This window comes from Streptomyces sp. NPDC057543 (assembly GCF_042801895.1).
In the GTDB taxonomy this organism is placed as follows: Bacteria; Actinomycetota; Actinomycetes; order Streptomycetales; family Streptomycetaceae; genus Streptomyces.
On record NZ_JBHVFF010000137.1, the window covers coordinates 1 to 21,472 of the forward strand.

The window sequence follows — 21,472 nt, forward strand, 5'->3', positions numbered from 1 at the left end:
CACTTGTTCCGGGCGGGCCTCCGATGGGCTAGCGCTACCGCTCCGTCTTGCGGAGGCGGAACGTCAGGGACAGGCCCTCGTCCTCGAACGGAGCGCCGTACGCCGTGTCCGCCTCGCCCTGTGCGTAGTCCAGGGCCAGGACCTCGTCCGCGATCAGGGTTGCGTGCTCGGTCAGGGCCTCCACCGTGGCGGGGGAGGCCGACGTCCAGCGGACGGCGATGCGGTCCGCGACGTCCAGGCCGCTGTTCTTGCGGGCCTCCTGGATGAGTCGGATCGCGTCACGGGCGAGGCCCGCGCGGCGCAGCTCCGGGGTGATCTCCAGGTCCAGGGCGACCGTCGCGCCCGCGTCGGACGCCACCGACCAGCCCTCGCGCGGCGTCTCGGTGATGATCACCTCGTCGGGGGAGAGAGCGACCGTCTCGCCGTCCACCTCGACCGACGCCGTGCCCTCGCGCAGGGCCAGCGACAGGGCCGCCGCGTCGGCGTTCGCGACCGCCTTGGCCACCGCCTGGACGCCCTTGCCGAACCGCTTGCCGAGCGCCCGGAAGTTCGCCTTCGCGGTCGTGTCGACCAGCGAGCCGCCGACTTCGGAGAGCGAGGCCAGCGAGGAGACGTTCAGCTCCTCCGTGATCTGGGCGTGCAGCTCGGGGGAGAGGGCCTCGAAGCCCGCTGCCGCGACCAGGGCCCTGGACAGCGGCTGACGGGTCTTGACGCCCGACTCGGCACGGGTGGCCCGGCCCAGCTCGACCAGCCGGCGCACCAGCGCCATCTGGGCGGAGAGCGCCGGGTCGATCGCCGCGAGGTCCGGCTTGGGCCAGGCGGAGAGGTGGACCGACTCGGGGGCGTCCGGAGCGACCGGAACGACCAGGTCCTGCCAGACCCGCTCGGTGATGAACGGGGTGAGCGGGGCCATCAGCCGGGTCACCGTCTCGACGACCTCGTGCAGCGTGCGCAGCGCCGCCTTGTCGCCCTGCCAGAAGCGGCGGCGCGAGCGGCGTACGTACCAGTTGGACAGGTCGTCGACGAACGACGACAGCAGCTTGCCGGCGCGCTGGGTGTCGTACCCCTCCAGAGCCTGCGTGACCTGGTCCACCAGTGCGTTCAGCTCGCTCAGCAGCCAGCGGTCCAGGACCGTGCGGTCCGCCGGGGCCGGATCGGCCGCGGACGGCGCCCAGCCGGACGTACGGGCGTACAGGGCCTGGAAGGCGACCGTGTTCCAGTACGTGAGGAGGGTCTTGCGGACGACCTCCTGGATCGTGGTGTGGCCGACGCGGCGCGCCGCCCAGGGGGAGCCGCCCGCCGCCATGAACCAGCGCACCGCGTCCGCGCCGTGCTGGTCCATGAGCGGGATCGGCTGCAGGATGTTCCCGAGGTGCTTGGACATCTTGCGACCGTCCTCGGCGAGGATGTGGCCCAGGCAGACCACGTTCTCGTACGACGACTTGTCGAAGACCAGCGTGCCGACCGCCATCAGCGTGTAGAACCAGCCGCGAGTCTGGTCGATGGCCTCCGAGATGAACTGCGCCGGGTAGCGGCTCTCGAAGATCTCCTTGTTCTTGTACGGGTAGCCCCACTGCGCGAACGGCATCGAGCCCGAGTCGTACCAGGCGTCGATGACCTCGGGGACGCGGTACGCCTCCAGCTGGCAGTTCTCGTGCGAGCACGTGAACGTGATCTCGTCGATGAACGGGCGGTGCGGGTCGAGACCGGAGAGGTCGGCGCCGGTGAGCTCGCTCAGCTCGGCGCGCGAGCCGACGCAGGTGAGGTGGCTGTCCTCGCAGCGCCAGATCGGCAGCGGGGTGCCCCAGTAGCGGTTGCGGGACAGCGCCCAGTCGACGTTGTTGTTCAGCCAGTCACCGAAGCGGCCGTGCTTGACCGAGTCGGGGAACCAGTTCGTCTTCTCGTTCTCTTCGAGGAGCCGGCCCTTGATGGCGGTCGTACGGATGTACCAGGACGGCTGCGCGTAGTAGAGCAGCGCGGTGTGGCAGCGCCAGCAGTGCGGGTAGCTGTGCTCGTACGGGACGTGCCGGAAGAGCTTGCCGCGGGCGGCCAGGTCCTCGGTGAGCGCCTCGTCGGCCTTCTTGAAGAAGACGCCGCCGACCAGCGGCAGGTCCTCCTCGAAGGTGCCGTCGGGGCGGACCGGGTTCACGACCGGGAGGCCGTACGCCTTGCAGACGACGAGGTCGTCGGCGCCGAAGGCGGGGGACTGGTGGACCAGACCCGTACCGTCCTCGGTCGTCACGTACTCGGCGTTGACGACGTAATGCGCCGCGGCCGGGAAGTCCACGAGGGTGAACGGCCGCTCGTATGTCCAGCGCTCCATCTCGCGGCCGGTGAAGGTCTGGCCGGTGGGCTCCCAGCCCTCGCCCAGTGCCTTCTCGACGAGCGGCTGCGCGACGACGAGCTTCTCCTCGCCGTTCGTCGCGACGACATAGGTGACGTCGGGGTGCGCGGCGACGGCGGTGTTGGAGACCAGGGTCCAGGGCGTGGTCGTCCAGACGAGGAGCGAGGCGTCACCGGCCAGCGGGCCCGAGGTGAGGGGGAAGCGGACGAAGACCGATGGGTCGACGACCGTCTCGTACCCCTGCGCCAGCTCGTGGTCGGAGAGGCCGGTGCCGCAGCGGGGGCACCAGGGGGCGACGCGGTGGTCCTGGACCAGCAGGCCCTTGTTGAAGATCTCCTTCAGCGACCACCACACCGACTCGACGTACTCGGGGTCCATCGTGCGGTACGCGTCGTCGAGGTCGACCCAGTAGCCCATCCGGGTCGTGAGCTCGGTGAACGCGTCGGTGTGCCGGGTCACGGACTCGCGGCACTTGGCGTTGAACTCGGCGATGCCGTACGCCTCGATGTCCTTCTTGCCGTTGAAGCCCAGCTCCTTCTCGACCGCGAGCTCGACCGGCAGTCCATGGCAGTCCCAGCCGGCCTTGCGGCCGACGTGGTAGCCCTGCATGGTGCGGAAGCGGGGGAAGACGTCCTTGAAGACGCGGGCCTCGATGTGGTGGGCGCCGGGCATGCCGTTGGCGGTGGGCGGGCCCTCGTAGAAGACCCACTCGGGGCGGCCCTCGGACTGTTCGAGGCTCTTGGCGAAGACCTTGCTCTCGCGCCAGAAATCGAGCACGGCGTGCTCCAGCGCGGGCAGGTCGACCTGGGCGGGTACCTGGTGGTACTGCGGCGATGTCATGGGCGGACTTCCTCCGGCGGACGTTTTCCACTTCCGTCGGAGGGACGAGAGCCTCATCGACTCCCGCGGTACCACCCTCCTTGGCCCCGGGCGTGCGCCCGTGGCCCCCTCATTGGGGTCGCGATGCCGGTTCTACTTGCCTTGCGGCGTTCTTCCGACGGCTCCGGGTGATCTTCACGACGCGCTCGCCCCCGGGCTCCCACCGTCCCCGGGTCGCTCCTGGCTGCGTACGACGCTACTCGTCCCATCGACGCCTCTCGCTCAAGCCAGTGTACGGGCCCGTACGGGCGACGGCCGACCGGTTTAACCCGTGGGGCGGGGCGTGACCCGATTGGCCAGACGCGTACGTACGGACTCCGGGCGGGCGGCCGGAGGCGGATTACCCGGCGGGGAGCTGGGCACAACGGATTCAGGCGCGTCGGGATCCGGACACGGGGAGGGGCGATGCGGCGGCGTGCCCCGTTGCCGCGGCGCTGGGGTCGATTTATCGTCCCAGCACGATTCGCGTGCAAGATCACAATATGTGAAGGGGCCGCGGCCATGGTGGTGAAGAAGACTGCCGAGAAGAAGTCGGCGTCAGCGGGCTCCACGGGTGCGGCGGCCGGGAAGAAGGCGGCCGTGAAGGAATCGGCCGTGAAGAAGGCGGCGAAGAAGGCTGCTGTGAAGAAAGTGGCTGAGAAGAAGGTGCCGGCCAGGAAGGACCCGGCCGGCAAGGACGCGGAGAAGAAGACCGCGGCCAGGAACAAAGTGGTGCCCGCCGCACACGCGGGCACCGGGCGGCACGCGGCGTCGACCAAGAAGACGGCTGCGAAGAAGACCGCGGCCAAGAAGGCCGCCGCAGCGGCCATGGTGGCGGCCGAGGCCGCCGAGCAGACGGGAGCCCACACGGTGGTAGCCAAGAAGAGCGCGGCCCGGACCCGCACGGCCGGCAAGGGCGCGGCGCCCGTGCCCCCGGCCCGTGGAGTCGCCACGACAGCCCCCGGCGAACTGGCGGTCCGGCCGGGCGAGGATCCCTGGACGCGGCAGGAGGTCGAGGAGGCGCGGGCTCTGCTGAGCAGCGAGATCATGCGGCTGCGCAGTGAGCTGGAGGCCGCGAGTGCCGCGCTCGCCGGACTGATGCGCGACTCCGGCGACGGGGCGGGTGACGACGAGGCGGACACCGGCACCAAGAACATCACCCGCGAGCACGAGATGTCGCTCGCCGCCAACGCCCAGGAGATGCTCGACCAGACCGAGCGGGCGCTGGCCCGCCTCGACGCCGGGACGTACGGACTGTGCGAGGTCTGCGGCAATCCGATCGGCAAGGCACGGATGCAGGCGTTCCCCCGAGCGACGCTCTGTGTCGAGGACAAACAGAAGCAGGAGCGCCGCGGTTGATCCGGGGCCGTGTGTCGTACCCTCGTGCTCAGTCAGGAACCTAGGTTGAGGGATTCACGTGGCAGAGGCGGAGCGCATCATCGGTACGCCGGACATCCCCGATGCTGAGGGGACCGAAGGGGACGAGGCCGAGGGTCGGGGCGAGGAGACGGCCCCGAGCAGGGGCAAGCGGAAGATCATGGTGCTCTTCGGAGTGGCCGTCTTCGCCTATCTGCTCGACCTGATCAGCAAGATGATCGTGGTCGCGAAGCTGGAGCACCACCCGCCGGTCGAGATCATCGGCGACTGGCTGAGGCTCGACGCGATCCGCAACGCGGGCGCCGCGTTCGGAATCGGCGAGGCCTTCACGATCATCTTCACCTTCATCGCGGCGACGGTCATCGTGGTGATCGCCCGTCTCGCCCGCAAGCTCTACAGCCTGCCGTGGGCCATCGCGCTCGGCCTGCTGCTCGGCGGTGCGCTCGGCAACCTCACCGACCGCATCTTCCGCGCTCCCGGCACCTTCCAGGGAGCGGTGGTGGACTTCATCGCGCCCGCGCACTTCGCCGTCTTCAACCTCGCCGACTCCGCGATCGTCTGCGGCGGCATCCTGATCGTGATCCTTTCCTTCAAGGGCCTGGACCCCGACGGCACCGTGCACAAGGACTAGCGGGCGCAAGGCATACTCGACAGGTGAGTACGTATCCCGAGGTCCGCACCCTGCCCGTACCCGACGGTCTGGAAGGCGAGCGTGTCGACGCCGCCATTTCCCGGATGTTCGGTTTCTCCCGCACGAAGGCCGCCGACCTGGCCGCTGCCGGGAAGGTACAGGTGGACGGTGCGGTGGTCGGGAAGTCCGAGCGGGTACGGGGCGGTGCCTGGCTGGAAGTCGAGATGCCGCAGGCGGCCGCTCCGGTGCAGATCGTCGCCGAGCCCGTCGAGGGCATGGAGATCGTGCACGACGACGACGACATCGTCGTGATCGTGAAGCCGGTCGGGGTCGCCGCGCACCCGAGCCCCGGCTGGACCGGCACGACCGTCATCGGCGGTCTCGCCGCGGCCGGGTACCGGATCTCGACGTCCGGCGCCGCCGAGCGCCAGGGCATCGTCCACCGCCTCGACGTCGGCACCTCCGGCCTGATGGTCGTCGCCAAGTCCGAGCGGGCCTACACCCTGCTGAAGGCGCAGTTCCGCGACCGGGTCGTCGAGAAGAAGTACCACGCCCTGGTGCAAGGCCACCCGGACCCGATGAGCGGCACCATCGACGCTCCCATCGGGCGCCACCCCAACCTCGACTACAAGTGGGCCGTCACGGCCGAGGGCAAGCCCTCCGTGACGCACTACGACCTCATCGAGGCCTACCGGGCCGCGAGCCTCCTGGACATCAAGCTGGAGACGGGCCGCACGCACCAGATCCGGGTGCACATGTCGGCCCACCGCCACCCCTGCGTCGGTGACCTCACCTACGGCGCCGACCCGACGATGGCCAAGCGCCTCGGCCTGACGAGGCAGTGGCTGCACGCCGTGCGGCTCGGCTTCGAGCACCCGTCGGACGGCAGCTGGGTGGAGTTCGCCAGCGCGTACCCGGACGATCTCCAGCACGCCCTGGACACGATCGCGGCGGAGAGCGAATGACCGGCACGCCTGCTCCGTACACCACCCGCACGGTCGTCGACGAGCAGGACCGCGCCGCCTGTTTCCAGGTCCGCAAGGACGTCTTCGTCGGTGAGCAGAACGTGCCCGAGGAGATCGAGTACGACGCCCATGACGCGGACGCGGTGCATGTGATCGCCGTCGCGGCGGACGGCTCGGCGCTCGGCACCGGGCGGTTGCTGCACGGCCCCGCCGCCGCCGACAGGACCGGCGGCGATCCCACCGTCGGCTCGCTCGGCCGGCTGGCGGTGACCAAGCGGGCGCGCGGTCTCGGCGTCGGTGTGGCGCTGGTCCGGGCCATCGAGGACGCGGCCCGGGACCTCGGCCTGGCGGCCGTCGACCTGCACGCCCAGACCCATGCGCTCGGCTTCTACGAGCGGCTCGGGTATGCGGCGTACGGCCCCGAGTTCCCGGATGCGGGGATTGCGCACCGGGCGATGCGGCGCGCCCTGTAGCCGACGGCCCGTACCCGTGGAGCCGGGCGGACCGGTTCAGTCCGGCAGGCCCCAGCGCGTCCACGTCCCGTTCGACGGCACGTCGCGCGGGCCCGTCCCCGAGTGGCGTGTGCCGTGCGGGGTGACCACAGCCGTGCCACCGCGCGGCACAGCGACCGTGATCCGGCCGGGGCCGGTCTCGCGCCAGCGCAGCGGGCGCCCGTGCGCGTCCTGTACGTCGATCCGGCCCGCGATGGAGTGGTCCAGGGTCAGCGGGGCGCCCGCCTCGCTGTGCACCCGTACCCAGCGCGTGGCACCGCCGGAGCGGTCCGCGTCCACGAGGAAGGCGCCCTGGACACGGAGCGACGCGATCGACGCGTCCGCCCAGCGGTCCGAGACGGACGGGAAGACCTTCACCACCCCTTCATGGCCCTGCACCACCATGTCGAGCATCGACTGGGCCGCGGACAGCGGGCTCTCCAGGGCGAGGTTCTTGCCCTCCCGGTACATCGTGTTCACCGTCATCTGGCAGTCCGCGACCACCTTCAGATCGGTGAAGAAGGTCAGGAAGTCGAGGGCCTTCTCCGGCTCGTCCATCACCGAGAACATGGACGAGGCGGTGGCGTAGCTGTAGCCGTGCCACAGCTGCTGCATCGAGACCCAGTGGTCCATGGAGCGCCGCATCACCCCGCGGTCCGCGGCCCGGTCCCAGTTCCGTTCGCGCAGCGGGTACAGCCAGAGCAGATGCGAGTGGTGCCGGTGCGAATCGGCCAGCGCGACGTCCTTGCCGATCATGACTCCGGCCGCCGGGTCCTCGGCGTACGGGGTGAGCCTGCGGTCGATGTCCTGCCAGCGCTTCAGCCGCGGATCGTCGGCGCGCAGCAGCTTCGCCGACGCGATCAGGGTGCGCACACCCCAGCGGATCAGCGAGAGGTCGTAGGTGCAGTCCGCGGCGTTGGCGTACTCGGGAGAGCGGGTCTCCAGCAGATGCAGCCTGCCGTCCGGGCCCTCGTGCAGGAAGTGCGCGTAGAAATTGATGGCCCTGGCGAGGATCGGGTACACCACGTCGCGCAGGACGGACAGGTCCATCGAGTGCCGGTAGGACTGCCAGACGTTGTGCAGGGCCCAGGTGAGGTTGCCGAAGTTGTCGGAGACGTGGTCCGAGCCCGGCGCGCCGACGTCGTACGTGTCGCCCGCGCGCAGCTGCCAGTCGGAGGGATGGCCCAGCGCATAGCTCTCGCCGTCGCGGTAGTCGACAGGGACGGAGGTCGGGAGGTTGTGTTCGAAGCGGCGGAAGGCGCCCGTCACGGAGTCGAGTTCGGGGTGGTTGGAGCCGTGGACGGGCGCCATGCCGATCTGGACGTTGAGGTTCCACCAGACCGCGGTCCAGTTGTTGCCGACCTCGGGGAACCACGGGCCCCACTCGGAGATCGTCGGACCCTCGGCCCTGGTCGACGCGGCGAGCTTGTAGAGCTGGATGACGTAGAAGCTCTGCAGCCGCTTGTCCGGTACGGAGAGGAAGCTGCGCCGGTAGTACGCGTGCCACCAGGCGCGGTGACGGTCCACCAGCCGGTCCGGGTCGGTGGCGAGGGTGCGGTCCACGGCTCGTAGCGCGTCGGTCGTCGCCCGGGAGACCTGGCCGGGGAAGCGGTACACGAGGTGTGCGGCGAGCAGCCGGCCGGTGCCTTCGCGCCGCTCGCGCCAGGCGGTGGTCCAGCCGCCGCCCGCGAGCAGCGGCTGCTCGACGAAGCCGTCGCCGACGCGCGGTTCCGGGTTGGGCGTGTAGTCCTCGGGCTTGCCGCTGTTACGGGTGGTGGCGGCCCGCAGCCACTGGAAGGACCAGGCCGCGGACTCCTCGCCCGGCGTGGGCCGGGTGGAGATCAGCAGCGCGCCGGTGTCGTTCTGGACGAGGGCGGAGAAGGCCAGGGAACCGCGGGTGGTGGTGACGGTGCCGCGCAGCTCGGCGTCGTACGGGTCAAGGGTCCAGTCGACGGCGGTGATCTCCCCGGCCAGGGTCAGGGTGAAGTACCCGATGGGGAGGCGGGAGAAGCCGATGCCGCCGCGCCACTGGCCGCGCTGGTCCTGCACCTGACTGTGGCTGAGCATCAGTTTCAGGGTGTTCGGGGTCGTTCCCGCGTACAGCTGGGCACCGAGGTAGCCGTTGGCGAGGAAGGGGGCCTGCTGCCAGCCGGTGGGGAGCGTGCGCCAGGTCATGGCGGCGTCGCGGACGGTCTTCTCGTACAGGTCGGCGCCGGGCTGACCGGGCGTTACGGGGGAGGAGGCGGCCCATGCGGTACGGGAGCCGGCGAGCCAGAGAGCGGATGTTCCGGCAGCGGCAGCGCCGACGAAATGCCTTCGGGAGAACGCGGTCACGTGGTTTCTCCTGCCAGTCATGTATGCAGTGAGGGTTCCTGTCCCTGAATGACGCACGCCGCATACTGCCCGCCCCGGGGAGGATGCGGAAGGGGGCTGACCGCATAAACATCGGAGGAATGGCCGCTCAGGGAGGCGGCACAGAGGAGGTGTTGTCTGGATTGCGGGCCTTGCGTGGCAGGCTTGAAGTCCAGATCGGCCGACCGAAGAGGCCGGCTCACCGTGTTCCGGAAGGCACCTCGTGGACCAAATGGCGCTGCTCCTCCTGCTGTTGCTCGGAGCCGTGGTCACGGTGCCACTGGGACAGCGTCTCGGACTGCCCGCGCCGGTGCTGATGACGCTCGCCGGAGTCGGCATGGCGTTCCTCAGCTTCGTGCCGAATGTGAACATCCCGCCCGAGATCATTCTTCCCGCGCTGCTGCCGCCGCTGCTCTACGCCTCCGTGCAGCGCACCTCCTGGCGGCAGTTCGCCGCCAATAAACGACCGATCTTTCTGCTGGCTGTCGCGCTGGTCTTCATCACGACGGCCGCCGTCGCCGCGGTGGCCAACGCGATCGTTCCAGGGCTGCCCATCGCCGCCGCCGTGGCGCTCGGCGCGCTCGTCGCCCCACCCGACCCGGTCGCCGCGACGGCCGTCGCGGGCTCGGTCGGGCTGCCGCGCCGGCTCGTCTCCATCCTGGAGGGCGAGGGGCTGTTCAACGACGTGACCGCGATCGTGCTGTACCACGTGGCGATCGCGGCCGCCGTGAGCGGCACGTTCTCGCTGCCGCAGGCGTTCGGACTGCTGATCCTCTCCGCGGTCGTCGCCGTGGTGGTGGGTCTCGTGCTCGGCTGGATCACCATCAAGCTCATGGGCCTGCTCGGCGATGCCACCCTCCAGGTCGGCCTCACCCTGCTGGTGCCGTTCGTCAGCTACGTGCTCGCGGAGGAGCTCATGGGGTCGGGCGTGCTCGCCGTCCTTACCACCGCGCTCTTCCTCGCCGAGCACACCGCCGACGCCGATGACGTCCTCGGCCGCCTCACCGGCCGTTCCTTCTGGGAGATCGTCGACACCCTCGTCACCGGGGTCGCCTTCGGGCTGATCGGCCTCGAACTGCACAACGTCTTCGGCACGGCCGCCGGCCGCGAACTCCGGATGTTCGGCTGGGGGCTGGCCATCGTGGCGGTCGTCGTCGGCGTACGGCTGCTGTATCTGCTGCCCGCGACCTGGCTCGCCAAGCGGCTGCACACCCGGCGCGACGTCAGCGAGGAGATCCCCACCAGCTGGCGGGAGACCGTCGTCATGTGGTGGTCCGGGATGCGCGGAGTGGCCTCGGTCGCGCTGGCGCTCGCGATCCCGCTGAAGACGGATGACGGGAAGCCGTTCCCGGGGCGCGACGAGATCGTCTTCATCGCCTTCGCCGTGATCATGGCCACGCTCGTCGTCCAGGGACTCACCCTGCCGTGGCTGGTCCGCAAGCTCCGGGTCAAGGCGGACACGGACGCCGAGGAGGCCCTGGAGAAGGACCTCGCGATCCGTGCCGCCAAAGCCGCGAAGCAGCGGCTCAAGGAGATCGAGGCGGTCGAGGAGTTCCCGGAGGAGGTCGCGGAGCGGCTGCAGCGGCTCGCGTACGACGTGGGGGCGCGGATCAGCCCCGACATGGTCGACGACGAGCGCCGCGAGGCGTACGCGAAACGCGCCGAGCGCTTCAGGGCGATCAGCCGTGTCCAGCGCGAGATGATGTCGGCCGCCCGCCACGCGGTGCTCTCCGCCCGCAACGAGGCGGGTACGGACCCGGAGGTCGTCGACCGGGTGCTGCGGCAGCTGGACGTACGCAGCCTGCGGTGAGGCGGTGCTCCGAGGGGCGACGCCCCGCGCCCGGTCAGCCGCGTCCCGTGCGGGGCGACTTGTCCCAGCCCGTCGGCTTCTCGTCCATCGGGTGGGACGAGTTGGGCCACTCGTCGCCGGGCGGAAGTGTGGCGGGCGCCGTCGCGATCCTCGGCAGCGCGTACGGGTGGTGGTCGCGAAGCCAGCCGATGAGCTGCTCCCGCACGGCACAGCGCACCGTCCAGATGTCGTCCGCGTCCTTCGCCGTGACCACCGCGCGGACCTGGATCGTCGACGGTGTGGTGTCCGTGACCGCCAGGGACCAGTTACGGCCGTCCCAGGCGGCACACTCGCCCAGGATGTCCCGCAGCTGCTCCCGCATCGCGGCGACCGGGGCCGAGTGGTCGAGATGGAAGAAGACCGAGCCGGTCATCTGCGCGCCACCGCGCGACCAGTTCTCGAACGGTTTGCTGGTGAAGTACGAGACAGGCATCGTGATCCGCCGCTCGTCCCAGGTCCGTACCGCGAGGAAGGTCAGGGTGATCTCCTCGATCGTGCCCCACTCGCCGTCCACCACCACCGTGTCGCCGATCCGCACCATGTCGCCGAACGCGATCTGCAGCCCCGCGAAGAGATTGCCGAGCGTCGACTGGGCCGCGATGCCCGCGACGATGCCCAGGACGCCGGCCGAAGCCAGCATCGAGGCGCCGAACGTCCGCATCGCGGGGAACGTCAGGAGCATCGCGCCGACAGCGACCGTCGCCACGATCGCGGTGACCACCCGCTGGATCAGCATCACTTGCGTACGGACCCGCCGCACCCGCGCCGGATCGCGGGTGTTCGCCGCGTACCGGGCGTAGACGGAGTCGACGACGGCCGTCGCGATCCGCACCACCAGCCAGGCGGACGCCCCGATCAGCACCAGCGTCAGGAACTGGCCGATCCCCGCCCGGTGGTCCCTGACCACATCGAGCCGGGTCTGGGTGTACGCGCCCCGCAGCAGCGCCGTGCACAGAGTCAGCTGGAGCGGGATCCGGCAGCGCCGCAGCAGACCCCACAACGGTGTCTCGTGGTGCCGGCCGTCGGTCCGTCTGAGCAGCTGATCGACCAGCCAGCCGATCAGCAGCGTGATCACGACCGAGCCGCCGACGACGACCAGCGGACGCAGCACGCTCTCTATCCCGTCGTTCTCCATGCTTCCGACGGTAACTGGCACCATGGGCCTCATGAACATCATGCTTTTCCACTCGACGTACGGTCTGCGCCCGGCGGTGCACGCGGCCGCCGCACGGCTGCGCGCGGCCGGGCACGAGGTGCAGGTGCCCGATCTCTTCGAGGGGCACACCTTCGAAACTGTCGAGGAGGGCCTGGCCTTCAAGGAGGAGGTGGGCAAGGACGAACTGCTCAGGCGGGCCGTGCTGGCTGCCGCGCCCTACTCGGACCGGGGTCTGGTGTACGCCGGATTCTCCTTCGGCGCCTCCACCGCGCAGACCCTGGCGCTCGGCGACGAGAAGGCGCGCGGTCTGCTGATGTTCCACGGCACCTCGGACATCGCGGAGAACGCCACGGTGGACGAGCTGCCCGTACAGCTGCACGTCGCGGACCCGGACCCGTTCGAGACGCACGACTGGCTGAACTCCTGGTATCTGCAGATGCAGCGGACCGGCGCCGATGTCGAGATCTACCGCTACCCCGGCGCGGGCCATCTGTTCACCGATCCCGAGCTGCCGGACCACGACGCGGCATCGGCCGCGCTGGCGTGGAAGGTCGCGCTGGGCTTCCTCGCCACGCTGTGACCGCGACCGCGCGAAGGGCCCCGCACCGAGCGAGGCCCTTCGGACGGTACGGGGTGGATCAGCCGCGGTAGGCGGTCCAGCTGTCGCTCATCCGCTGCACCTGGCCCGGGGTGAACTGGGTCATGCAGGAGTCGTACGTGTAGTCCATGAAGTTGTGGATCGGGTCGACCCCCGCCTTGCTGGTGCAGGTGTCGCGCCCGGTCGGGCAGGCGTACGCGGGGCTCGCCTCGGCCGGAGTGTCGGCCACGTAGTCGCCGTTGCCGTTACAGCCGCCCTGGAAGGTGTGGTAGAGCCCCATCCAGTGGCCGACCTCGTGGGTGGCGGTGTCGCCCTCGTTGTAGTTGGTGGCGGAGCCGCCGGGCAGCGAGGCGTCGAGCATGACGACGCCGTCGTCCGACGGGTTGGACTTGTAGGAGCTGGGGAAGGTGGCCCAGCCCAGCAGGCCGCCGCCGAGGTTGGCGGTGTAGAGGTTGAGCGCGTTCGCGCCGCCCTTGCGCAGCTTCGACTTCATGGCCTTCTCGGCGGAGGAGCCCGGCGAGACGCCGTTGTACCAGGAGCTGTTGTCCGTGTAGTCCGTGCCGGCCAGGGAGAACTGGAAGCCGGAGTTGGTGTTGCCGCTGCCCTGGCCGCTGTAGGCGGCGTTCAGGACACTGATCTGGCTGCTGATGGCGGACGCGCTGAGCTTGCCGGTCGTTCCGGAGTGCACCACGTGGAAGTACACCGGGATCGTGGCTCCCGCGGCGAGCGTGGAGCCGCTGAGCCGGCGGTCCGCGAGTCTCTCCTTGAGCTGGGTGTCCATGGCCTTGGCCTGGGCCGCGGTGAGTTCGTTGGGGTCCGCGGTGTGCTTGGTGCCCGAGGGGCGGGCCTCGCGCGCGGTGGCGGAGGTGCTCGCCTCGTTCGCGCACTTCTCGGCGGATGCGGCGGATACGGCTGACGCGGCGGATGCCGAGGAGGTGGACGACTTCGCGGCGGCGGAGCCGGAGGGCGCGGAGAGCGGTGCCAGAGCCAGAGTTCCGGCCAGAACGGCGGTGCCGATCGCACGGTTACGTATACGCGGTGATATACGGGCAAGAGTGCGCACAGGGACTCCTCGCGGACGTGTGGGGGGAGGGATTTCCTCACCTGCCGCCGGGAGATTACGTGCGCATGTCAGATGCTGAGGAGAATCGATCAAGCCCAATCGACCGTGGGGCAAACCGGGGAAACGGGAAGAAATAATTCTGTACGTTCCAGAGTTTGAGACGCCCACGTAACGTGCCGCGTTACCCCGGCGGGTGGTGTGTCCCCATTGGGGCCGGGGGACACGCCACCCGCCGTAGCGATGTAATGTGCCGTCAACACGGGCCGGAGTGGCCGAAAACAGCCCCTCAGTGCACCGGGCGGTCCACCCGCTCGACCTTCTGCGTTCCGCTGAGCGTCCGGTACGAGCGCGTCCACGCGGAGGTCGCGTCCCGCTTCGCCTTGTCGGAGACGGCGCAGTAGTCCCAGTTGGCGCACGGGACCACGCCGAAGCGCACGCCGGGCGTGGCCGCTCCGGCCGCGGGCGCGGTACGGGTGCGCCCGTCGGCGAGAAGACCCCCGTACCGTCGCCCGCCGAGAAACGGAACCAGTACACGGTCGCCGGGCCCAGCCCCCGCACATCGGCCTTCACGGTGTGGTCGGAGGCGGCCCGCGCGACGGTGGTGCCGTGCGCGACGACCCGGGCGAACTCCTTGTCCTCGGCGACCTCCCAGCGCACCGCCGTATCGGCGCCACGGCCGGAACCGGGTACGGCGTCGGGGTCGGGGGTGACCCGGGTCCACAGGAGTGTGCCGTCGGGAGGGGGCGCCTCTCATGCCCTTGAGGCTATGGGGGAGGGTCGCCGGAGGCGACGCCGTGCAGGAAGGCGGGCCCGTCCGCGGCGCGCGCGGTGGGGGCGGCGCCCAGCACGGGGGCCGCGACTGCGGTGGCGGCAGCGGCCTCGACGACGCTGCGGCGGCTGGGAGCGGACAGCGGCGAGGAAAGGTGTCGACCGGTCGTGGGGCAGAACCCTACTGACCCGGTATGCCCAACGGGCAGGCGAACCAAGGAGGTTCGCCTGCCCGTCGGAGATGCGCTGCCGGGGGTTCGCCGCCCGGCCGGGGCCGGGAAGGCCGTCAGCCCTTCAGCGCGGCGGTGATCGCGGTGTTGAATTGGTCCACCGTCATCGGAGCGTTCTCGCTCTGCCCGTCGGTGAGCGCCTTGCCGTCCATCTTCAGCGTCGGAGTGCCCTTCACGCCGCTCTTGTCGAACGCCGCGGACATCTTCATCGCCCAGTTGTCGTACGTACCGTCCTCGACGTCCTTCTGGAAGGCCTTGTTGCCCTTCAGCGCGTCCACCGAGTCGGCGACCTTGATCAGGTACGCGTCGTCCTTGAACTTGTCGTCGGTCTCCTCCGGGTGGTACTTCGCGGAGTAGAGCGCGTACTTGTAGTCGAGGAAGGCCTCCGGGCTGACATTGAGCGCCGCGCCGAGCGCACTCAGCGCGTTCTTCGAGCCCTCGCCGTTGGACATGTCGTCGATGAACGTGGCGCCGATGTACTTGATCTTGTACTTCCCGGCGTCGACGTCCTTGTGCACCGTCTCGCCGACGGTCTGCTCGAACGTGGCGCAGACCGGGCAGCGCGAGTCCTCGTACAGCTCCAGGGTCTTCTTCGCGGTCGACTTGCCGATGACGACGGTCGTGCCGTTCTCGCCGGAGGTGTTCTTGGGCGCCGTGACGTTCTTCGCGTCCTTGGCCGCCTCCCAGTGGGACGGCTTGTTCAGTTGCATGACGCCCCAGGTGCCCGCGCCCACGATCGCCAGCACACCGACGACCGAGACGCCGACGATGATCTGCCTGCGGGTCTTGTCCCTCTTGGCCTGGCGCTCGCGCTCGGCGCGCAGACGCTCGCGGGCCGCCGCCTTGTTGGCCTGGCTGTTGCGCTTGCTCATGTTCGTCTCTCCAAGATGTGGGTGGTACGTCGTCGGGGATGTGCGTGCTCAGGCGATGGCGCAGGCCGAGCGCGGTGGTCCCCTCCGTCCCACGGAGTGCACGAGCAGACGGGCGTGGACGAGCAGGTGCGGGCCGTGTCCGGCGGGGCGCACCCTGCGGTGTACGGAGCGACGGGCCGTACCCACCACGGCGACCGCGGTCAGCAGCGGCCGGAACGCCAGGACGGCGACCGCGCCCAGCAGGCCGACGAGCGCGGACTCGCCGCGCCGGAGCCAGGCCGCGGCGAGCAGCCCGACCGTCACGTGGGCGGCCAGCAGCAGCCACGGCACCGCGGGGCCGGGGGAGGCCAGCAGCGCGGCCGCCGTATGTCCGGGGCCGGTCACCGAGGCGAGCGGGGCGCCGACATCGCCGGCCCGTGCCGCGCCGGCGCCGAGGTCACCGCCGCCGCACAGCACATCGACGCCGACCGAACGCAGCGGCCCCGCTATCGGGCCGCCGGCCGCGCCGTAACAGAGGTGCTGGCCGGTGGTGAACACGGTGTCGGCGGCCAGTTCCAGCGGGACCAGCAGCCCGGCGATCGCCCCGAAGCCGCGCTCCCGGCCGGCCAACGCGTACGCCACGGCGAAGACCAGGCCGGCCAGCAGGGCGACGACGGTCAGTGGCAGCGAGACCTGGGAGAGCAGCACATGGGACCCGGCCGAGAGCGTCACGACGAGCGCTGTGAAAAGCGCCGCGCGAACGACTCTGAGCTGCGTCCCGGATATGTCCATCGTTGAGGAGTGTCGCATGTGAACCTGTCGGCGCCCCCGAAGGGGGCGGCTGCGTGCGGAGCCCTACAGTCCGGGGATCCGGCCGTTGCGGAAGAGGTCCACGAAGATCTGGTGGTCGGCGCGGGCCCGGGCGCCGTAGCTGTGGGCGAAGTCCACCAGCAGGCCGGCGAAGCCCTCCTCGTCCGCCGCGATCGCCGCGTCGATCGCCCGCTCCGTGGAGAACGGCACCAGTGAGTGGCCGCTCTCGTCGTCCGCCGCGGAGTGCATCGCGGCCGTCGCCCGGCCGAGGTCGGCGACGACCGCGGCGATCTCCTCCGGCTCGTCGATGTCGGACCAGTCCAGATCGACCGCGTACGGAGACACCTCGGCGACCAGCTGCCCGGCCCCGTCCAGCTCGGTCCAGCCGAGCCACGGGTCGGCGTGCGCCTGCAGCGCGCGCTGCGAGATGACCGTGCGATGGCCCTCGTGCTGGAAGTACTCGCGCACGGCCGCGTCGGTGATGTGCCGGGAGACCGCGGGGGTCTGCGCCTGCTTGAGATAGATCACCACATCGTTCTCCAGGGCGTCGCTGTTGCCCTCCAGGAGGATGTTGTACGAGGGCAGACCGGCCGAACCGATGCCGATGCCGCGACGGCCGACGACATCCTTCACCCGGTAGGAGTCGGGGCGGGTCAGGCTCGACTCCGGCAGCGTCTCCAGATAGCCGTCGAAGGCGGCCAGCACCTTGTAGCGTGTCGCCGCGTCCAGGTCGATCGAGCCGCCGCCCGGCGCGAAGCGGCGCTCGAAGTCCCGGATCTCCGTCATCGAATCCAGCAGCGCGAACCGGGTCAGCGACCGGGCGTCACGCAGCGCGTCCAGCAGCGGGCCCTCGGCCGTGTCGAGCGTGAAGGGCGGCACCTCGTCATTCTTCGCGCCCGTAGCCAGCGCGTGGATCCGCTCGCGGTAGGCCGCCGCGTAGATCCGGACCAGCTCGGTGATCTGGTCGTCCCCCAGTGCCTTCGCGTACCCGATCAGTGCGACGGAGGCGGCGAACCGCTTGAGGTCCCAGGTGAACGGGCCGACATACGCCTCGTCGAAGTCGTTCACATTGAAGATCAGCCGGCCGTTCGCATCCATGTACGTGCCGAAATTCTCCGCATGCAGATCGCCGTGGATCCACACCCGGCCGGTCCGCTCGTCCAGGTACGGGCCGCCGTGCCGTTCCCGCTCCAGGTCGTCGTAGAACAGGCACGCCGTACCCCGGTAGAAGGCGAACGCAGAGCCTGCCATCTTGCGGAACTTGACGCGGAAGGCAGCCGGATCGGCGGCCAGCAGCTCCCCGAACGCGGTGTCGAAGACCTCAAGAATGTGCTCCCCGCGCTGCGCCGCGCCGGTCTGCGCTTCCGACATCTCTGGGTGCCTCCTGGTACCTGACATGCATGACACATGGGATGGGCTGCTCAGCCCCTTCAACGCGCGACCGTACCCGCGAGTGCCCCTCGGTCGTCACCTCGGAGACGTAGACTTCCACGCTGTCCCCCCAGTCAGTCATTGCCTGTTTCCCCGGAGGCCCGACGCCGTGACCAAGCCGCCCTTCACGCACCTTCACGTCCACACCCAGTACTCCCTGCTGGACGGTGCTGCGCGGCTCAAGGACATGTTCAACGCGTGCAATGAAATGGGCATGTCCCATATCGCGATGACCGACCACGGCAATCTGCACGGCGCCTACGACTTCTTCCATTCGGCGCAGAAGGCGGGCGTGACGCCGATCATCGGGATCGAGGCGTACGTCGCTCCGGAGTCGCGCAAGCACAAGCGGAAGATCCAGTGGGGCCAGCCGCACCAGAAGCGCGACGACGTCTCGGGTTCGGGTGGTTACACCCACAAGACGATCTGGGCGTCGAACGCGACGGGGCTGCACAACCTCTTCCGGCTCTCCTCGGACGCGTACGCCGAGGGCTGGCTGCAGAAGTGGCCGCGGATGGACAAGGAGACCATCGCCCAGTGGTCCGAGGGCCTGATCGCCTCCACCGGCTGCCCCTCGGGCGAGGTGCAGACCCGGCTGCGGCTCGGCCAGTTCGACGAGGCGGTCCAGGCGGCCTCCGACTACAAGGACATCTTCGGCGAGGGCAAGTACTTCCTGGAGCTGATGGACCACGGCATCGAGATCGAGCGCCGGGTCCGCGACGGGCTCCTCGAAATCGGCAAGAAGCTGAACATCCCACCGCTGGTGACCAACGACTCGCACTACACCTACGCGCACGAGGCCACGGCCCACGACGCGCTGCTGTGCATCCAGACCGGCAAGAACCTCTCCGACCCGGACCGCTTCCGCTTCGACGGCACCGGCTACTACCTCAAGACCACCGACGAGATGTACGCCGTCGACTCCTCCGACGCCTGGCAGGAGGGGTGCGCCAACACGCTGCTGGTCGCGCAGCAGATCGACACCGGCGGCATGTTCGAGAAGCGCGACCTGATGCCGAAGTTCGACATCCCGGACGGGTTCACGGAGATCACCTGGTTCCAGGAGGAAGTGCGGCGCGGGATGGAGCGCCGCTTCCCGGGCGGTGTCCCCGACGACCGGCAGAAGCAGGTCGAGTACGAGATGGACATCATCATCCAGATGGGGTTCCCGGGCTACTTCCTCGTCGTCGCCGACTTCATCATGTGGGCGAAGAACAACGGCATCGCGGTCGGCCCCGGCCGAGGCTCCGCGGCCGGTTCGATCGTCGCGTACGCGATGGGCATCACCGACCTCGACCCGATCGAGCACGGACTGATCTTCGAGCGGTTCCTCAACCCCGAGCGCGTCTCCATGCCCGATGTCGACATCGACTTCGACGAGCGCCGGCGCGTCGAAGTGATCAGGTACGTGACGGAGAAGTACGGCGCCGACAAGGTCGCGATGATCGGCACGTACGGCAAGATCAAGGCGAAGAACGCCATCAAGGACTCCGCCCGCGTCCTCGGCTACCCGTACGCGATGGGCGACCGGCTCACCAAGGCCATGCCCGCCGATGTCCTCGGCAAGGGCATCGACCTCAACGGCATCACCGACCCCAAGCACCCGCGCTACAGCGAGGCGGGCGAGATCCGGGGGATGTACGAGAACGAGCCGGACGTGAAGAAGGTCATCGACACCGCGAAGGGCGTCGAGGGCCTGGTCCGGCAGATGGGCGTGCACGCCGCGGGCGTCATCATGTCCAGCGAGCCGATCGTCGACCACGCCCCGATCTGGGTCCGGCACACCGACGGCGTCACGATCACGCAGTGGGACTACCCGCAGTGCGAGTCGCTCGGCCTGCTGAAGATGGACTTCCTGGGCCTGCGCAACCTGACCATCATGGACGACGCCGTCAAGATGGTGGAGTCCAACAAGGGCGTCAAGCTGGACCTGCTCGGCCTCCCGCTGGACGACCCGAAGACGTACGACATGCTCTGCCGCGGCGACACGCTCGGCGTGTTCCAGTTCGACGGCGGGCCGATGCGTTCCCTGCTGCGCCAGATGCAGCCCGACAACTTCGAGGACATTTCCGCCGTCTCGGCCCTGTACCGGCCGGGCCCGATGGGCATGAACTCGCACACGAACTACGCCGAGCGCAAGAACGGCCGGCAGGAGATCACCCCGATCCACCCGGAGCTGGAGGAGCCCCTCAAGGAGGTCCTCGGGCTCACCTACGGCCTGATCGTGTACCAGGAGCAGGTACAGAAGGCCGCCCAGATCGTCGCCGGGTACTCGCTCGGCGAAGCCGACATCCTGCGCCGAGTGATGGGCAAGAAGAAGCCCGAGGAACTGGCGAAGAACTTCGTCCTCTTCGAGGCGGGTGCCAAGGAGAAGGGCTTCTCCGACGCCGCGATCAAGGCCCTGTGGGACGTGCTGGTCCCGTTCGCCGGATACGCGTTCAACAAGGCGCACTCCTCCGCGTACGGTCTGGTCACCTACTGGACCGCGTACCTGAAGGCGAACTACCCCGCCGAGTACATGGCGGCGCTGCTGACCTCCGTCAAGGACGACAAGGACAAGTCGGCGGTCTATCTCAACGAGTGCCGTCGCATGGGCATCAAGGTGCTGCCGCCCAATGTGAACGAGTCACTGTCGAACTTCGCGGCGCAGGGCGACGACGTGATCCTCTTCGGCCTGACGGCCGTCCGCAATGTGGGTCAGAACGTCGTCGACTCGATCATCCGGTGCCGCAAGGCGAAGGGGAAGTACAGCAGCTTCCCCGACTTCCTCGACAAGGTCGAGGCGGTGGTCTGCAACAAGCGCACCGTCGAATCGCTGATCAAGGCCGGCGCGTTCGACGAGATGGGCCACACCCGCAAGGGCCTGGTCGCCCACCACGAACCGATGATCGACAACGTGGTGCAGGTCAAGCGCAAGGAGGCCGAGGGGCAGTTCGACCTCTTCGGCGGCATGGGCGAGGAGGAGACCGACGAGCCGGGCTTCGGGCTCGACGTGGAGTTCTCCGACATCGAGTGGGAGAAGTCCTACCTGCTGGCCCAGGAGCGCGAGATGCTCGGCCTGTACGTTTCCGACCACCCGCTCTTCGGTCTGGAACACGTGCTGTCCGACAAGGCCGACGCCTCGATCTCCCAGCTGACCGGCGGGGAGCACGCCGACGGCGCCATCGTCACCGTCGGCGGCATCATCTCCGGCCTCCAGCGCAAGATGACCAAGCAGGGCAACGCCTGGGCCATCGCCACCGTCGAGGACCTGGCCGGCTCCATCGAGTGCATGTTCTTCCCCGCCACCTACCAGCTGGTCTCCACCCAGCTCGTCGAGGACACCGTCGTCTTCGTCAAGGGACGCCTCGACAAGCGCGAGGACGTGCCCCGGCTCGTCGCCATGGAGATGCAGGTCCCCGACATCTCGTCGGCCGGTACCAACGCCCCCGTGGTCCTCACCATCCCCACCGTCAAGATCACCCCGCCGATGGTCAGCCGCCTCGGCGAGGTACTCAGCAACCACCGGGGCGACACCGAGGTACGGATCAAGCTCCAGGGCCCCCGCAAGACGACGGTGCTCCGGCTCGACCGGCACCGGGTGAAGCCCGACCCGGCGCTCTTCGGTGACCTGAAGGTGCTGCTCGGGCCGTCCTGCCTGGCCGGCTGAGCCGGACCGCGACCGCTGCGCACGAGAGGGGCGCTCCCGCGAAAGCGGG

Annotated in this window: 14 protein-coding genes and 1 pseudogene; 7 read left to right on the forward strand and 8 right to left on the reverse strand. The window is 69.4% G+C overall.

Features of this window, described 5'->3' with window-relative positions; translation table 11 throughout:
- Positions 1-34: 34 nt before the first annotated feature.
- Entirely contained in the window at positions 35-3,184 is a 3,150-nt protein-coding gene (ileS, locus tag ACFU8Q_RS22580; RefSeq protein ID WP_384456775.1) for an isoleucine--tRNA ligase, read from the reverse strand.
- A 540-nt stretch (positions 3,185-3,724) separates the two neighbouring features.
- Between ileS and ACFU8Q_RS22585 the strand changes: the two genes are divergently transcribed.
- Genes ACFU8Q_RS22585 through ACFU8Q_RS22600 form a run of 4 tightly spaced genes read left to right on the forward strand, consistent with a single transcriptional unit; the run spans position 3,725 to position 6,648 of the window.
- Complete coding sequence (locus tag ACFU8Q_RS22585; RefSeq protein ID WP_384456777.1) at positions 3,725-4,561, forward strand: TraR/DksA family transcriptional regulator; 837 nt, start codon at positions 3,725-3,727, stop codon at positions 4,559-4,561.
- Between the two features lie 58 nt (positions 4,562-4,619).
- A complete protein-coding gene (gene lspA, locus ACFU8Q_RS22590) occupies positions 4,620-5,210 on the forward strand; it encodes a signal peptidase II (RefSeq protein ID WP_384456779.1) in 591 nt (196 codons plus the stop codon).
- Positions 5,211-5,233: 23 nt separating this feature from the next.
- Positions 5,234-6,175 (forward strand): RluA family pseudouridine synthase, encoded by a 942-nt coding sequence (locus tag ACFU8Q_RS22595; RefSeq protein WP_384456781.1) that lies wholly within the window; start codon positions 5,234-5,236, stop codon positions 6,173-6,175.
- The gene (locus ACFU8Q_RS22600) at positions 6,172-6,648 is read left to right on the forward strand and encodes a GNAT family N-acetyltransferase (RefSeq protein WP_384456783.1); all 477 of its coding nucleotides are present in this window, start codon (positions 6,172-6,174) and stop codon (positions 6,646-6,648) included. The genes ACFU8Q_RS22595 and ACFU8Q_RS22600 overlap by 4 nt, the downstream gene beginning before the upstream one ends.
- A gap of 36 nt (positions 6,649-6,684) precedes the next feature.
- Here the strand turns inward: ACFU8Q_RS22600 and ACFU8Q_RS22605 are convergent, their stop codons facing one another.
- Positions 6,685-9,000: a hypothetical protein gene (locus tag ACFU8Q_RS22605; RefSeq protein WP_384456785.1), complete on the reverse strand. Its 2,316-nt coding sequence runs from the start codon at positions 8,998-9,000 to the stop codon at positions 6,685-6,687.
- A gap of 241 nt (positions 9,001-9,241) precedes the next feature.
- Here ACFU8Q_RS22605 and ACFU8Q_RS22610 point away from each other — a divergent pair, with 241 nt between their 5' ends.
- Complete coding sequence (locus ACFU8Q_RS22610; RefSeq protein WP_384456787.1) at positions 9,242-10,828, forward strand: Na+/H+ antiporter; 1,587 nt, start codon at positions 9,242-9,244, stop codon at positions 10,826-10,828.
- 34 nt (positions 10,829-10,862) lie between these two features.
- Here ACFU8Q_RS22610 and ACFU8Q_RS22615 read toward each other — a convergent pair whose 3' ends face one another.
- Positions 10,863-11,987 (reverse strand): mechanosensitive ion channel family protein, encoded by a 1,125-nt coding sequence (locus ACFU8Q_RS22615; RefSeq protein ID WP_384456797.1) that lies wholly within the window; start codon positions 11,985-11,987, stop codon positions 10,863-10,865.
- 37 nt (positions 11,988-12,024) lie between these two features.
- Between ACFU8Q_RS22615 and ACFU8Q_RS22620 the strand changes: the two genes are divergently transcribed.
- Positions 12,025-12,603, forward strand: a complete 579-nt coding sequence (locus tag ACFU8Q_RS22620; RefSeq protein ID WP_384456799.1) for a dienelactone hydrolase family protein — start codon at positions 12,025-12,027, stop codon at positions 12,601-12,603.
- 58 nt (positions 12,604-12,661) lie between these two features.
- On the opposite strand, the gene ACFU8Q_RS22625 is transcribed toward ACFU8Q_RS22620, so the two are convergent.
- The 5 genes and pseudogenes from ACFU8Q_RS22625 to ACFU8Q_RS22645 all read right to left on the reverse strand — a co-directional run bounded on the left by ACFU8Q_RS22625 (position 12,662) and on the right by ACFU8Q_RS22645 (position 17,714).
- Entirely contained in the window at positions 12,662-13,684 is a 1,023-nt protein-coding gene (locus tag ACFU8Q_RS22625) for a zinc metalloprotease (RefSeq protein WP_384456789.1), read from the reverse strand.
- A gap of 304 nt (positions 13,685-13,988) precedes the next feature.
- Positions 13,989-14,595: pseudogene (locus ACFU8Q_RS22630) on the reverse strand (PhoD-like phosphatase N-terminal domain-containing protein); the annotation flags it as partial.
- 143 nt (positions 14,596-14,738) lie between these two features.
- Positions 14,739-15,554 carry a DsbA family protein gene (locus ACFU8Q_RS22635; RefSeq protein WP_384456790.1) on the reverse strand — a complete coding sequence of 272 codons (816 nt, stop codon included), beginning with the start codon at positions 15,552-15,554 and terminating at the stop codon, positions 14,739-14,741.
- Positions 15,555-15,602: 48 nt separating this feature from the next.
- Entirely contained in the window at positions 15,603-16,325 is a 723-nt protein-coding gene (locus ACFU8Q_RS22640) for a hypothetical protein (RefSeq protein WP_384456792.1), read from the reverse strand.
- A gap of 63 nt (positions 16,326-16,388) precedes the next feature.
- Complete coding sequence (locus tag ACFU8Q_RS22645; protein ID WP_384456793.1) at positions 16,389-17,714, reverse strand: DUF2252 domain-containing protein; 1,326 nt, start codon at positions 17,712-17,714, stop codon at positions 16,389-16,391.
- Positions 17,715-17,883: 169 nt separating this feature from the next.
- Here ACFU8Q_RS22645 and dnaE point away from each other — a divergent pair, with 169 nt between their 5' ends.
- Positions 17,884-21,423, forward strand: coding sequence for a DNA polymerase III subunit alpha (dnaE, locus tag ACFU8Q_RS22650; RefSeq protein WP_384456795.1), 3,540 nt, complete (start codon positions 17,884-17,886; stop codon positions 21,421-21,423).
- The last annotated feature ends 49 nt before the right edge of the window (positions 21,424-21,472 follow it).